The organism is Pseudoclavibacter sp. 13-3, from assembly GCF_021168475.1.
Lineage (GTDB): Bacteria > Actinomycetota > Actinomycetes > Actinomycetales > Microbacteriaceae > Pseudoclavibacter_A.
In genome coordinates this window covers 1-13,831 of sequence record NZ_JAJOZT010000004.1, presented here as the reverse complement: position 1 = coordinate 13,831, position 13,831 = coordinate 1, and the positions used below count along the sequence as shown (strand labels likewise).

The window sequence follows — 13,831 nt, the reverse complement described above, 5'->3', positions numbered from 1 at the left end:
CACGTCGGGCGACGTGCTCTTCGATCGAAAGGTGAGCACGTGAGCGATCAGACGACGGAACAGACGACGGGCGATCGGCAGAGGCCACTGGCGGGCAAAGTCGCGCTGATCACCGGTTCGTCACGCGGCATCGGCGCTGCGACGGCCGAGCTGCTCGGCGCACTCGGTGCGACCGTGGTGATCAACTACCGGTCGAAGGTGCGCCGTGCCGAGCAGGTGGCCGACAAGGTGCGTGCCGTCGGCGGCGACGCCCTGGTGGTCCAGGGCGATCTCACGGATGAGGCCTCGGTCACGGCGCTGTTCGACCGCGTGGGTGAGGCGCTGGGGCGCATCGACGTGCTGATTCTCAACGCCTCGGGCGGCATGGAGAAGAACATGGCCGACGACTACGCGTTGCAGCTGAATCGTGACGCGCAGGTGCGTGCGCTGACGCTGGCGGAGCCGCTGCTGCACGAAGGCTCACGGGTCGTCTTCATCACCAGCCATCAGGCGCATTTCATCCGTACCACGCCGACGCTGCCGGAGTATCGTCCGGTCGCCGAGTCGAAGCGTGCCGGCGAGGATGCGCTGCGAGAGCGCATCCCGGAACTCGCGAAGCGCGGCATCGGCTTCGTCGTCGTCTCGGGAGACATGATCGTCGGAACGATCACCGCGACGCTGCTGAACCGGATCAACCCGGGCGTGCTCGACGAGCGCACCGAACAGGTCGGAAAGCTGTACACCGTCGAAGAGTTCGCCGAGCAGATTCGCGACGCCGTGCTCGAGCCGATCCCGGCCGACAACACCAAGTACGTCGGCGACATCTCGTTCTTCACAGGCGAGTGAGTCGCGGCGCTCGATTCGCGCGCTGAGCAGTGGTCTCGAGGCCCCGCTCCAGTGATCTGATAATGTATGTTATGTCATATATCAGTGATCTCTGGAGCCAGGCTGTTCTCCTCGCTGCTCTTTCCTCGGCCGCGAACCTTGGCGGCATGTGTTTCTGCACAGTGCGCTGATCTGTGCTGAATTGTGCACAGTGGTCATCAGCCGTTGCGGCAGCGGATCGATCAGCCGCCAGACTGGTCCGCATGAGACAGACCAGACCGCCATCTCCGAACCAACACGAGTGCCCTCCGCCGCGGATGAATCCGACCGGCGATCACACGTTCACACCGGTCGCTGCACCCAAGGCGTCGCCCTGGGTGCAGATGCCGCCCCCTGTCGGCCCCGACGTCTTCCGTCAGTCACACGACGGGCCGCCACCGCGCATCCGCATCAGAGAAAGAACCACGTCGACGCCCACGGCGAGTGCGGAACAGGCACGACCCGACGGGCCGCCGCAGATTGACGAGTACTTCGCCCCCGATCAGTTCTTCGACTGAGGCTCTGCTGCGGGCAGGGCCTCGATCCAGCGATCGAGCGCACCCGCCGCCGCGCCCGAGTCGATCGACTCGGTCGCGACCTCGAGCTTCGCCGCGAAACGATCGAGCATCGACATCTTCGCCGTCTCGGGGGTGAAGAGCAGGTCAGCGGCCACCAGACCGGCGGCAGCGTTGAGCAGCACGATGTCTCGCACCGAGCCGGTTTCGCCCGCGAGCAGGGCGCGTCCGATCGCGGCGTTCTCCTCGGCGTCTCCCCCGACCAGATCTTCGAGCAGCGCCGGCTTAATGCCGAGCTGCGCGGGATCGAGCGCGAACTCGGTGATGCCGCCCTGTCCGTCGACCTGGCACATGCGGCTGGGGCCGGTCGTGGTCAGCTCGTCGAGTCCGTCTTCGCCACGAAAGACGAGACCGACGTCGCCGCGGGAGCTCAGCAGTGCGGCGACCAGATCGACCCGACCGCGGTCGGCCACGCCCAGGGCGTTGATGCGCGGACGTGCCGGATTGCACAGTGGACCGAGGAAGTTGAACACCGTCGGAACACCCAGCGCCTTGCGCACGGGGCCGGCGTGACGGAAGCCCTGATGGTAGCGCTGCGCGAAGGCGAAGCCGATGCCCGCCTGCGCGAAGGCCGCTGCGGTCGCCTCTGGCGTTGCGTCGATGTTCACGCCCAGCGCCTCGAAGAAGTCGGAAGAACCGGAGCGAGAGCTCACCGCACGGTTGCCGTGTTTGATCACCGGCACCCCGGCGCCGGCGACCACGATTGCCGCCATGGACGAGATGTTCACGGTGCCGGAGCGGTCTCCCCCGGTGCCGACGATGTCGAGCGCCTCACGTGAGATGTCCAGGGGAACGGCGTGCGCCAGAATCGACGAGACGAAGGCAGAGACCTCTTCGAGAGACTCCCCCTTCTTCTTCAGTGCGATGAGAAAGCCGCCGATCGCAGCGGGGGCGGCCGACCCAGTCATGATCTGGTCCATGGCCCATCTGGCCTGCACCGTCTCGAGATCGACGTCGTCGATGAGCCTGGTGAGCAGTTGCGGCCATGAGATTTGAGATGACATGTCACAAGATTGTACGCCGGAGGATCACCGCGGACGAAGAGCGATTCGGACGGAAATCCCATCAGATCGCCGGGTGCGACCACCCACTATAGGGAGTGAATTCGCTCGAACCGCCCCGATTGGTCAAGACATGGGTGATTCATAGGCCATAATGGAGAGGTGTCCAGTACAGCATTAACGAATAAGTCTGCGCAGGCGAGTGTCAACAGGCCGAGCGCCACAGCCGTAGGTACCATCGTCTGGCTTGCCAGCGAGGTCATGTTCTTTGCGGCCATCTTCGCCGTCTACTTCACCTTGTGGACGACCTCGACGGGGCAATGGCAGGATGGCATCGCCATCCTGAACATTCCCTTCGCTGCGGTCAACACCGTGATCCTGGTGCTCTCGTCAGTCACCTGCCAGTTCGGCGTCTTCGCAGCGGAGCGTCTGCAGCCGCGAAAGACCGGCAAGGGCATCAAGAACTGGGGCGTCGCCGAGTGGTTCTTCCTGAGCTTTGCTCTGGGCGCCGTCTTCGTGACCGGCCAGGTGTTCGAGTACGCAACGCTGTATCACGAGGGTGTGGCCATGTCGACCGACACCTTCTGGTCGGCGTTCTTCGTCGGCACCGGGTTCCACGCGCTGCACGTCATCGGCGGCCTGATCGCGTTCCTGGTGATCATCGGCCGTACGTACGCCGCTCGCAAGTTCGGTCACCGCGAAGCGCAGAGTGCCATCGTCGTGTCGTACTACTGGCACTTCGTCGATGTCGTCTGGCTGATTCTGTTCACGGCCGTCTACATCCTTCCGCTCATCGGTTGAGACTGGAGTTAGCAGGAATGAAGATTCGCAAGAACCACACGTCCAAGGTGGGTCGCCGCTCCAAGCGCCGCGGACCGCTCGCCACGATCGGTCTGCTGGCCGTCGGTCTCGCTGTGACCGGTGGAGGCTACGCTGCTGTGGCACAGGCCAGCTCGACCTCGAGCGACATCGAGAAGGTGGCCAACACACAGGAGCAGGTCGACGAGGGGCAGAAGCTCTTCCAGGCGAACTGCGCCACGTGCCACGGGCTCAATCTCCAGGGCTCAGACGCCGGGCCGTCGCTGGTCGGCGTCGGCGCCGCCTCGGTCGACTTTCAGGTGGGCACCGGTCGCATGCCGATGCAGATGCAGGGTCCGCAGGCACAGGTCAAGGCGCCGCAGTTCACCGATGAACAGATCAAAGCCCTCGCGGCCTACGTCGCCTCGGTTGGCTCCGGACCCGCCATTCCGAGCGACATTACGACGAAGGTCGACACCACCGACTCCGAGAAGGTCGCTTCGGGCGCCGAGCTCTTTCGCATCAACTGCGCCATGTGCCACAACGTCGCCGGTGCCGGCGGCGCGCTGACCGAGGGCAAGTACGCGCCGTCGCTGATGGGCGTCTCCGAGACGCACATCTACGAAGCGATGATCACCGGTCCGCAGAACATGCCGGTGTTCAACGACACCAATCTCTCCCCTGAAGAGAAGGCCGGCATCATCTCGTACCTGAAGTACGTCGAGAAGAACCAGTCGCCCGGTGGGGTCGACCTGGGATCGCTCGGTCCGGTCTCCGAAGGTCTGTTCATCTGGATCTTCGGCATCGGCGCGATCGTCGCATTCACCATCTGGCTTGGTGCACGAGCTGACTGAGCGGAGAGAACACTATGGCAAAGAACAAGGAAGAGACTCCTGTGTCAGAACACGAGCCGCAGAGCACGACGGTGGTGCTCGAGCGTGGGTTCGAGAACCCGGGCATCGAGCCCCACTCGCCTGAGCGCCTCACCGACCGTGATCCCAAGGCCGCCAAGCGCGCTGAGCGTCAGGTCACCGCATGGTTCATCGCCTCGGCGGTTGCGAGCGTCATCGCGATCATCGTCTACATCGCCGTGCCGATCAAGGCCGACGACATGTCGACGGTGCATCCGAACAACCTGTGGCTCGGTCTGTCGATCGGCTTCGCGTTTCTGGCCATCGGCATCGGCGCCGTCCACTTCGCGAAGCAGCTCATGCCCGCGCACGAGATGGAAGAGGATCGGCACACGCTGCGCTCCTCTGACGAGACGCGCGCCGAGGCCATCGAGATTCTGCAGACAGCAGACAAAGAGAGCGGCATCAGCCGTCGCACGGTGCTGCGGCGCTCGCTCATCGGTGCTGCGGTCGTCGCTCCCCTGCCGGGCATCGTCATGCTGCGCGACCTCGCCCCGGTCAGCCAGGGGCTGGTCAATCCGGCCGAGAAGCTTCGTCACACCATCTGGGGCGATCAGAACAGCCTGAAGCTGGTTCGCGACCCGAACGGCCGACCCATCAAGGCATCCGACGTCCAGCTCGGCTCGGCGTTCCACGTGATCCCCGAGAATCTGCTCGAGATCGAAGACCACTCACAGCGCATCATCGAGAAGGCGAAGGCCGCAGTCCTGCTCGTCCGTCTGCCCGAGAACGAGATCAAGTCGGGTGCCGAAGACGGCTACCACGGCATCCTCGCCTACTCGAAGATCTGCACGCACGTGGGCTGCCCGGTCGCTCTGGTCGAACAGCACACGCATCACCTGCTCTGCCCGTGCCACCAGTCGACGTTCGACATCGCCGACGGCGCCAAGGTCGTCTTCGGCCCGGCGAACCGCCCATTGCCACAGCTGCCCATCACGGTGGACAGCGAAGGCTACCTGGTGTCGAAGGGTGACTTCCGAGCACCAGTCGGACCGAGCTTCTGGGAGATTGAAAAGTGACCACCACAGTGACGACAAAACCCACGACCAAGGCGGGTCGTGCTGCTGACTACCTCGACGAACGCCTCGGCGTCGCGGGGGTCGTCAAGGAGTTCGGTCGCAAGATCTTCCCCGACCACTGGTCGTTCATGCTCGGTGAGGTGGCGCTGTACAGTTTCGTCGCCCTGCTGATCTCCGGGACGTTCCTGACCCTGTTCTTCCAGGCGTCGATGGTCGAGACCACCTATGACGGCTCGTATGTCCCGCTCAAGGGCATCCACATGTCGGCGGCGTACGCCTCCACTCTGGATCTCTCGTTCGACATCCGCGGTGGTCTCCTCATGCGCCAGCTGCACCACTGGTCTGCACTGATGTTCGTCGCAGCCGCGACGCTGCACATGGCTCGCATCTTCTTCACAGGTGCGTTCCGCAAACCGCGCGAGCTGAACTGGATCGTCGGCGTGCTGCTGTGGGTGCTCGGCATGGGCGCCGGTTTCACCGGCTATTCACTTCCCGACGATCTGCTGTCAGGGAACGGCCTGCGCATCATCGACGGCCTGATGAAGGGCTTCCCTCTCATCGGCACGTGGCTCTCGTTCCTCTTCTTCGGCAACGAGTTCCCCGGCACTGACCTGATCAATCGCCTGTACATGCTGCACATCATGCTGATCCCGGCGCTGATCATCCTGCTGATCGCAGTGCATCTGCTCATGGTGGTTCTGCACAAGCACACGCACTATCCGAATCCAGGTGCCCGTGAGACGAACGTCGTCGGTTACCCCGTGCTCCCCGTGTACGCGGCAAAGGCCGGCGGCTTCTTCTTCATCGTCTATGGCCTGCTGACGGTCATCGCGGCGACGTTCACGATCAACCCGATCTGGAACTACGGCCCCTACGATCCCTCCCCTGTCTCTGCAGGTACGCAGCCTGACTGGTACATCGGCTGGGCTGACGGCGCACTGCGACTGGTCCCGCCGCACTGGGAGTCAGTGATCTTCGGCTTCACCTTCTCGTGGAACATCCTGGTTCCAGTCGTGCTGCTCGGCGGCTTCATCGCCGCACTGGTGGCCTACCCCTTCATCGAGAAGTGGATCACCGGCGACAACCGCAACCACAACGTCCTCGATCGCCCGCGCAATGCACCGACGCGCACCGCGATCGGTGCGGCAGGCATCGCGTTCTACGCGACCATGTGGGCTGCGGCCTCGTCAGACGTGATGAGCGTGTTCTTCCACTGGAATGTGTTCCTGGTGACCCATGTGCTGCAGGCATCGCTGATCGTCTCGCCGATCATCGCCTTCATCATCACTCGTCGCGTGGCATTCGCCCTGCAGCGCAAAGACCGCGATCTGGTTCTGCACGGTGTCGAGACCGGCCACGTCGTGCGGTACCCCCACGGGGAGTTCCAGGAGCTGCACCGTCCGCTCGACGAGTACGAGCGCTGGCGTCTGGTCTCGTTCGAAGAGAACGTGCCCGTGCCCGTGCGTCCGCGCTCCGACGGCAAGATCTACAACAAGGATCGTCGCCGTTCCTGGTTCAGCCGCTTCTTCTTCGAGAACCGGGTCAAGCCGGTCACCCCGGACGAGCTGGCAGCAGCGCAGCACGAGCATCATTGATGTGCACTGTCTGAGGCGGTCGTCCACGACCTTCCGAAGCAGTAACGAGGGTCTCGCCATGGTGGCGAGGCCCTCGTTGTGTTTCGCCGCTCAGCCAGCCATCGCCGGCCTGCGCGACCACGGTTCCCCTCGCATCTTCCGGCTTCTGCGGACGATTCGACTCCGGCCTGTGGGGTATCTCGAGAAAACTGGAACATACCTGTTCAGACCTGTGCAATACTGTCATCTATGACAGACGCAACCAATTCCGACGTGCCGTCCTCTGCGGCTACTGCCAGCGGTCTGACGCTTACTCAGCGCCTTGACCGACTCTCGTTTACCCGGGCGCACGCGCACCTGGTCACCTCATCCGGAATCGGCTGGGCGCTCGATGCGCTCGACGTCGCGCTGATCTCGTATGTGATCGTCGTGCTGAAGAGCGAATGGTCTCTCTCCCCGACCGAGCAGAGCTGGATCGTCTCGCTCGGCTTCATCGGGATGGCGTTGGGGGCGGTGCTCGGAGGGCGCCTTGCCGATCGCTTCGGCCGACGCACCGTGTTCTCGCTGACGCTGCTCCTCTTCGGTCTCGGTGCTGGGCTCAGCGCGTTCGCGCCGGTCCTCGCGTTCTTCCTGGTCATGCGCTTCTTCGTCGGTTTGGGCCTCGGCGCCGAACTCCCGGTGGCCAGCACATACGTCAGCGAGTTCGCTCCCCCGAGCATCCGCGGCCGCATCATCGTCGTGCTGGAGGCCTTCTGGGCCATCGGCTGGCTCGTGGCTGCACTGCTCGGCTACCTGCTCGTGCCGCACGGTGAGTGGGGCTGGCGCATTGCTCTGCTGATCGGTGCGGTACCCGCACTCTACGCAGCGTTCGTCCGGTTCGGGCTGCCCGAGTCGATCCGGTTTCTCGAGACGCGCGGGCGTGATGACGAGGCCGAGCGAATCGTGCGACGATTCGAGGTCTCGCCAGTGTTGTTCCGGGTCAGGCAGGCCACCGCTGAGGTGACCTCCGCGCAGCACCCCGCCACAGGCGAGAGTGCATCCTCGACCACGGGATTCGCCGGTCTCTGGCGGGGCGGGCAGGCACGCAGCACCATCGCATTGAGTCTGGTCTGGTTTCTCGTGAACTTCTCGTACTATGGGGCCTTCATCTGGATACCGTCGATTCTGGCGGCGCAGGGATACGACCTGGTGAAGAGCTTCGGGTACACCCTCATCATCACGCTGGCCCAGCTGCCGGGGTATGCGGTTGCGGCCTGGCTGATCGAGCGCTGGGGGCGTCGATGGACGCTGGCGACGTTCTTGGTGGGTTCCGCCGTCTCTGCTGTGCTCTTCGGCACGGCGGGCTCTGTGACCGCCATCCTGATCAGCGGCTGTCTGCTGAGCTTCTTCAATCTGGGTGCGTGGGGTGCGCTCTACGCGATCTCGCCAGAGGTCTTCCCGACCGCGCTGCGCGGCACCGGCACTGGTTGGTCGGCGGGATTCGGCCGCGTGGCGTCCATCGTCGCGCCGCTTGTCGTTCCGGTCGTGCTCGCGGCGGCCTGGGGAGGCACCGGCGTGCTCTTCACCATCTTCGGCGTGGCGTTCGTGCTGGCCGCCCTCTCAGCGCTGCTGCTCGACGAGCGCATGGGCCAGGCCCTGACCGACTGAGACGGCAGCAATGAGGCACATGCGCCGATCGGAACGTGCGAGTCCCGGTTCACCGACGTCATGGTGAACTATCCCCATTGAGGCATGTCAGTGGGGTCCTCTAGTCTATAAACGTGGTCAGAAGCAGTGATGCGACGTCCGCAGAGGGGTTCCTGCCGTGGAGGGGGCGGCGGGATCCCCTTGCCAGTCGCGGTCACGTTTTCTGCCTGACGGCAGTCATTCGTGCGGCTGATCGAGCAGGATGAGATCTGCCTTTGACACCAGATGCGAGGTGATCGCATATTCCACGAGACGTACCCTTCGGTTCGTGGCATACGAACGTGGCCCGCCCCTGAGGCCTGGAACTCCGATCCTGTCCAATTTGTCGCAGACGTTGTCCAGCTTTCGATTGAACCGAGTGATGACCCATCCCAGTCGCTGGGCAGCGTCATGATTCGTCGGGATCTCACTGATGCCGGTACCGTCTCGTCGCAGCATGGGCTCGGCCAGCGCGATGATGAGCAGGCGCTGGGTGTCGGTCATCGTGACGGCCCCGATGGTGGTGGTGCCGTCGCTCTGCTGCAGCGCCGGCTGCGTCTGAGCGAAGAGCGGCACAGAGACGTGCACCGAGAGCTCGTACGTCGTCGCACCCGCACTGAAGACGATCGTGGTGAGGCCGAAGACCAAGGGCAGCCGACCGCCTGGCGCGAGCCACGACTGCAGGTGACCGTCGGCGTCCGAGACCGTGACGGCCAGGCGCGATCCGATGTTCGACAGCAGCCACAAGCCTTCGAACGCATGGATCTCGAGCAGCCGTCGGTGCAGAAATGGGTTGTCGTCGACTGCGAGATCTCCCTCTCGGCCGATCGTGAAGGGCCGGTACGGTGAGACGGGGTGCCATTCTCCGCAGAACTCGATCTGCAGTTCGGGAACGGGCACAGGCACGGACTGAGTGGTCATGATGAGCATCCTTGGACTGGATCGCTGGTCTGATGGTCGTCACGCACGAGGGTGACCTCGATGCAGGTCGGGCCTGCAGAAACAGCCTCGACAGTCACCCGGGGGTCGTTCACCGCAGTCAGCGGGCTGTTTCCTCCGGAACCGACCATGCGGTACCGGTATGTGTCTCCGCTCATCGGCTGAGGGTTGCTCCAGGTGAACGTGCGGCTGGTCCCGGCACCGTAGGCGCGAAGCCCGGTGACGGCAGGGACTGCTGCCCCGGCGGCGGTGGCGGTGGCCACTGCCGGCTGGGGCGCGGCAGCCGGCGTCGTGCCCTGCATGACCGTGCGGATGCCGACCACGGCTGAGACGCCGATGATCGCACCCGCCACAATCGAGACGCCCAGCGTGACAGCGCGTCGGGGCCCACGCGGCTTCGTCGGGCTGCGGACGCCGGCTCCGACGGGAATCGTGCCGACCTGTGGCCGCAGCGTCTTCTGGGGTGGCGTCTGCCTTCGCGCCGACGGCGCGACCGGATGCGCCGTCTGAATGGGCATGGGAACAATGGAGCCGGGGACGGCTGGTGCTGAGACGTTCCGGAATCGCGTGCGTTCGACATCCTGCGACGACTCGTCGACGACGATCGCTTCGCCGGGAACCTCGGTGTCGGTGACTCGCAGCTTCAGATGGATCTGGACGCGCTGCAGATCTCTGGCGAACTCCACGGCGGTGCGGGGCCGACTCTGCGGATTCTTCGCGAGAGCCCGGGTGAGTGTGTGCGTCAGCGCAGGTGAGACATCCGGGCGGCCCAGCGGTGGCAGCGGGCGGTGCCTGATGCGGTCGATCAGATCGGCGTTGCGATTCTGCCCACCGGGAATCTCGTACGGGGTGCGACTCGCGAGCAGCGTGTAGAGGGTGGCGGCGAGCGAGTAGACGTCTCCGGCTGGGCCGGTTCGCGCATGATCGCCGAAGGCCTCAGGCGGCGACCACGGTACGCTGAGCCCCTCGACCTCGCTGCCCACCGCAGCGGCGATGCCGAAGTCGGTCAGAGCAGGCTGACCGTATTCTGTCGTGAGGATGTTCGCAGGCTTGACGTCGCGATGCAGCACGTCGGAACGGTGCGCGATCTCGAGAGCAGAGGCGATGCGAATGCCGATGGTCAGCGTCTCTGACTCAGAGAAGCGGTCGCCGCGTTTGCGACGCTGCTGCAGATTCGGCTTCGGGCAGTACTGCATCACGAGATAGGGGCGTCCGTCTGACGAGGTGCCGGCCTGATAGACCGAGACGATGGAGGGGTGCGAAGAGAACTGGGCCATGATGTTGGCCTCGGTGTTGAACGCCTCGACCGACGCCGGCGTCACCTGCTCGCGCAGCAGCACCTTGACCGCGACCAGGCGTCTGGGCAGATGCTGCTCATAGAGGAACACATCGGCGAAGCCGCCGCTGCCGATGAGTCGACGGGGCGTGAACCCGGGAAGTGCCGGAGGCGTCGAAGGCGGGCGGCGGTTCACAGCAGCCCCTCGAACTCCAGGACGATGCCGTCGCCGAGGTCGAGGCGGTCACCGCCGACCAGCAGCGTCGCCTCCCCCGGGCTGAGCCGGGTCGGTGCCTGGCCGGTGCGCAGCAGGTAGGTGCCATTCGTGGTGTGCAGATCGACGGAGAGCAGATGCCGGCCTTCGCTGTACAGACAGACGTGCCTGCGGGAGATGTCGTTGTTCGCGCTCGGCACGGCCAACTCTCGCGCCTGTTGCCCGCCGTACAGCGCTCCTTGCGGCTGGCGGCCGATGACGACTGGATGATCGATCCTCACTCGTCGTCCCCCGGGCAGCCGCACGAGCGGCATGCAGGTGTCGAGCACGGCCGATCGGTCAGGCGCAGATGGAGAGACAGCGGCTGCGTCAGCCTGGCGCCCCTCGAGGGCAGCCGGCGCTGAGCGGTTGTCGCTGTCGGGCGCGCGCGTGTCGTCATCGTCGAAGTCCTCCGGCACGAGCGTGGCCTCAGAGCACGTGGTTCGGAACCCTGAGTCCGGCATCCGCGTCGCCAGCGAGACCGGCATCCACTCGGCGCTGTCGGCGAAGACCACACCGGAGCTGAGCGGCAGATGAAGGGGACGCGCTGTGGGCGTGTTCGGCGGCGCCAGAAGTCGGAGGTGCGTCGAGTCGTCGATCTGCACGGTTGCGGGGGTGTCCGGGTGACGGTCGTCATGCGGTTGCTGGTGCAGCGCTGAGACCGGCCTGCGGCTCTGGGGCTCGACGACGACGCGGTAGCCTCCGCGTGAGATGACCTCGGCGTGGTGCTCATCGGGTGCGAGCAGGAACAGTGCGCATGCGCTGAGAGCACTCCCCTTCGACCAGGTGGCGAACGACGGTGATCTGAGGCCACGGCTGTCAGACGCACCCAGGTGCTTGGGCGCTCGCAGAATGGTGAGCAGATGCGCGACCACCTGCGACGAGACTGACATCGGAACGAGCGCGGCACCGCGTGCCTCTGCGATCAGCAGACTGCCACCCGGCGTATAGCGGAGCATGTGCGCATCCCTCCCCCGAGTCTCATCAGCCGATCGACCTGCGGTCGGTCTCTGCGAACTGCACGCAGACGTTCTGTCTGATTATCTCTCAGAATGCAGCATCTGCGCGTCATGCTGAGGCGCGCCGTGAGCAAGTCATTCCGCCCGCGTGACACTGCAGATGGCCCGAAAAACGAAGAAGACCCGGACCCCCGCGTCTTTCGCGTGATTCCGGGCCATTCCCGTGGTGGGCGATAGCAGACTTGAACTGCTGACCTCTTCCGTGTCAGGGATCCAAGGCCGTCATATCGGGGCAGAGTGAGAGCGAACACAGAGGCACTTTGCCCTGCAATACCGGGCATCAATAGTCTCAGTAGAAAAGCGAGAGAATACAAGAAAATACGCGGGTCTGCTATCCGTTTGCTATCCGGACAGTGTCAGTTTGTGCCAGCAGGCGCAAACCATCTAGAAGGTCGTCCACAGCGTCCTTGGACTGAACTCTGTTGCCTCTCCCCTGGTCGTCGAAGTAGAGCGTGGGCATCCGTGTGAAGATTCACGGTCTAGACTGGGCGGGTGCTCTATCACTACACATCCTCCGCGGGAATGCTTGGGATTATCGAATCCCGATCTTTGTGGGCATCCAACCCCCTGTATCTGAATGACGCACAAGAATTGGTCTTCGCTGCGGAGCTGATTCGCTCCCTCATCGGCGCCGACGGAAAGCCGATGCCAGAGACGAACACTCGACTAGCCGCGATACCGATTGGCCGACGCCAGCTACTTAGACAAGCGCTCGATACGAGATATCCGTCATCAGGTGAGGTCACCGATCTTCACGAAGAAACTGCCTACGTCACATCTTTCACGACGACTTCTGACAGCCTAGATATGTGGAGAGGATACGGCCCTGGAGGCGGTTTTAGTTTGGGTTTTGACCGGACGATCCTAGAGTCTGCGTTTGCTATTGACGACAGCGAAAAGGCCTTCGAGTCTTTCCAATTGACGTGTGGCGAAGCGAAGGACCTTGTCCTTGCACACGTCGGCTTGGAGGTGCAATTCCTCGATATCACCTATGGGGCAGATGAGATTGTCAGCCTCCTACTTGAGGAGTCTGATAAGGAACACTCGATCTTCGACGGAGACTTTTTGGTTCCATTCTTGGCTAGTGTCAAACACCAAGCATTTGCGTCCGAGCATGAAGTACGCCTCGTAGCGCGAGCCACCGGTGATCTTTCGCCCTCGATGTTACTGAGAGGAGGACCAACCAACCTCGTTCCCTATGTGCGATTGCAGTTCCCTTTCGAGGCGCTGAAGTCAATTACGGTGGGCCCTGGCCCATACGCAGACCGTTCACTTGCAGCTCTCAAAGCACGCTTTGCCGATGGAGGACGTGGGGAGTGGTTTCACGTTGACCTAAGGATTTCCGAAGTTCCATACATTCCGTAGCTGTTTCCTTCACACGGAAGAGGTCGCTGGTTCGAGTCCAGTATCGCCCACAGGCCGACAGCCCCGGAATCACGCGGATCGCGTGGCACCGGGGCTGTTTCCGTCTCTCCGCATGGGAAGCAAAAGGGAAGCAGACTCCGGTGCTCTCTCGCTCCCGCACACTCTGGCTTACCGCGATTCCCCTTGCAGACAAGAGCACCCCTCGAGCGCGGATGACGCATGCTGGCAGCATGATGATTGATCCGGTCGCCGAGCTGGCGCACACAGATGAAGAGATCGCGGAGCTGGAGCAGCGGCTGGAATGGCTGCAGGAATACCGTGCGCTGTGCCACTCCTTGCTGCGGGCAGGTGTGGAACAGGTTCCGTTCGCAGATTGGCGTGACTGCGTCGCTGCGCTGAAGGTGGAGTCGGAGTAACCTGTGTGAGCTGGCCGCCCGGGTGGACTTCCCCCTTCGATCCGGACGGTCGGGTCTGCTGTGGGTTTGGTTGACTCCAAGGTTGTGTGTCTTTCGGGGCATACGGAAGGATGTTGATCATGCCGAAGAAGTACACGGATGAGTTCAAGGCCGATGCGGTGGGTCTGGTGGAGTCGG

12 protein-coding genes, 1 tRNA gene and 1 pseudogene are annotated in these 13,831 nt (G+C 63.6%); 10 read left to right on the top strand and 4 right to left on the bottom strand.

All coding sequences use genetic code 11. From position 1 onward, the window contains the following. Window positions 1-39 precede the first annotated feature (39 nt). Together LRX77_RS07565 and LRX77_RS07560 are read left to right on the top strand one after the other, a co-directional pair. Window positions 40-825, top strand: a complete 786-nt coding sequence (locus LRX77_RS07565) for an SDR family oxidoreductase (protein ID WP_231832307.1) — start codon at window positions 40-42, stop codon at window positions 823-825. A gap of 242 nt (window positions 826-1,067) precedes the next feature. Continuing rightward, entirely contained in the window at window positions 1,068-1,361 is a 294-nt protein-coding gene (locus LRX77_RS07560) for a hypothetical protein (protein ID WP_231832306.1), read from the top strand. Here LRX77_RS07560 and trpD read toward each other — a convergent pair. Then, window positions 1,346-2,422, bottom strand: a complete 1,077-nt coding sequence (gene trpD / locus LRX77_RS07555) for an anthranilate phosphoribosyltransferase (protein WP_231832305.1) — start codon at window positions 2,420-2,422, stop codon at window positions 1,346-1,348. The genes LRX77_RS07560 and trpD overlap by 16 nt on opposite strands. 159 nt (window positions 2,423-2,581) lie before the next feature. Here trpD and ctaE point away from each other — a divergent pair, with 159 nt between their 5' ends. From ctaE to LRX77_RS07530, 5 genes are all read left to right on the top strand, one after another. Further along, the gene (gene ctaE / locus LRX77_RS07550; RefSeq protein ID WP_231832304.1) at window positions 2,582-3,220 is read left to right on the top strand and encodes an aa3-type cytochrome oxidase subunit III; all 639 of its coding nucleotides are present in this window, start codon (window positions 2,582-2,584) and stop codon (window positions 3,218-3,220) included. Window positions 3,221-3,237: 17 nt separating this feature from the next. Beyond that, the gene (gene qcrC / locus LRX77_RS07545; RefSeq protein WP_231832303.1) at window positions 3,238-4,071 is read left to right on the top strand and encodes a cytochrome bc1 complex diheme cytochrome c subunit; all 834 of its coding nucleotides are present in this window, start codon (window positions 3,238-3,240) and stop codon (window positions 4,069-4,071) included. A gap of 14 nt (window positions 4,072-4,085) precedes the next feature. After that, on the top strand, window positions 4,086-5,147 hold the full coding sequence (gene qcrA, locus LRX77_RS07540) for a cytochrome bc1 complex Rieske iron-sulfur subunit (RefSeq protein WP_231832302.1): 1,062 nt from the start codon (window positions 4,086-4,088) through the stop codon (window positions 5,145-5,147). Continuing rightward, the gene (qcrB, locus tag LRX77_RS07535) at window positions 5,144-6,742 is read left to right on the top strand and encodes a cytochrome bc1 complex cytochrome b subunit (protein WP_231832301.1); all 1,599 of its coding nucleotides are present in this window, start codon (window positions 5,144-5,146) and stop codon (window positions 6,740-6,742) included. The genes qcrA and qcrB overlap by 4 nt, the downstream gene beginning before the upstream one ends. A 228-nt stretch (window positions 6,743-6,970) precedes the next feature. After that, a complete protein-coding gene (locus LRX77_RS07530; RefSeq protein WP_231832300.1) occupies window positions 6,971-8,368 on the top strand; it encodes an MFS transporter in 1,398 nt (465 codons plus the stop codon). Between the two features lie 216 nt (window positions 8,369-8,584). Here the strand turns inward: LRX77_RS07530 and LRX77_RS07525 are convergent, their stop codons facing one another. The 3 genes from LRX77_RS07525 to LRX77_RS07515 are packed head-to-tail and all read right to left on the bottom strand — an operon-like array spanning window position 8,585 to window position 11,813. Then, window positions 8,585-9,307: a hypothetical protein gene (locus LRX77_RS07525; RefSeq protein WP_442961621.1), complete on the bottom strand. Its 723-nt coding sequence runs from the start codon at window positions 9,305-9,307 to the stop codon at window positions 8,585-8,587. Further along, window positions 9,304-10,797, bottom strand: a complete 1,494-nt coding sequence (locus tag LRX77_RS07520; protein ID WP_231832298.1) for a serine/threonine-protein kinase — start codon at window positions 10,795-10,797, stop codon at window positions 9,304-9,306. The genes LRX77_RS07525 and LRX77_RS07520 overlap by 4 nt, the downstream gene beginning before the upstream one ends. Further along, the gene (locus LRX77_RS07515; protein WP_231832297.1) at window positions 10,794-11,813 is read right to left on the bottom strand and encodes an FHA domain-containing protein; all 1,020 of its coding nucleotides are present in this window, start codon (window positions 11,811-11,813) and stop codon (window positions 10,794-10,796) included. Before LRX77_RS07515 ends, LRX77_RS07520 begins: the two co-directional genes overlap by 4 nt. 582 nt (window positions 11,814-12,395) lie before the next feature. Here LRX77_RS07515 and LRX77_RS10610 point away from each other — a divergent pair. From LRX77_RS10610 to LRX77_RS07505, 3 genes and pseudogenes are all read left to right on the top strand, one after another. Further along, a pseudogene (locus LRX77_RS10610) lies at window positions 12,396-12,989 on the top strand (DUF2971 domain-containing protein); the annotation flags it as partial. A gap of 195 nt (window positions 12,990-13,184) precedes the next feature. After that, window positions 13,185-13,288 (top strand) — tRNA-Ser (locus LRX77_RS07510). A gap of 180 nt (window positions 13,289-13,468) precedes the next feature. Next, window positions 13,469-13,654, top strand: coding sequence for a hypothetical protein (locus tag LRX77_RS07505; protein ID WP_231832296.1), 186 nt, complete (start codon window positions 13,469-13,471; stop codon window positions 13,652-13,654). Window positions 13,655-13,831 lie beyond the last annotated feature (177 nt).

Coding starts and splice junctions, on each gene's coding strand:
- LRX77_RS07560 (WP_231832306.1), top strand. CDS start 1,068: ATGAGACAGACCAGACCGCCATCTCCGAACCAACACGAGTGCCCTCCG.
- trpD (WP_231832305.1), bottom strand. CDS start 2,422: ATGTCATCTCAAATCTCATGGCCGCAACTGCTCACCAGGCTCATCGAC.
- qcrC (WP_231832303.1), top strand. CDS start 3,238: ATGAAGATTCGCAAGAACCACACGTCCAAGGTGGGTCGCCGCTCCAAG.
- qcrA (WP_231832302.1), top strand. CDS start 4,086: ATGGCAAAGAACAAGGAAGAGACTCCTGTGTCAGAACACGAGCCGCAG.
- LRX77_RS07530 (WP_231832300.1), top strand. CDS start 6,971: ATGACAGACGCAACCAATTCCGACGTGCCGTCCTCTGCGGCTACTGCC.
- LRX77_RS07525 (WP_442961621.1), bottom strand. CDS start 9,307: ATGACCACTCAGTCCGTGCCTGTGCCCGTTCCCGAACTGCAGATCGAG.
- LRX77_RS07515 (WP_231832297.1), bottom strand. CDS start 11,813: ATGCTCCGCTATACGCCGGGTGGCAGTCTGCTGATCGCAGAGGCACGC.
- LRX77_RS07505 (WP_231832296.1), top strand. CDS start 13,469: ATGATGATTGATCCGGTCGCCGAGCTGGCGCACACAGATGAAGAGATC.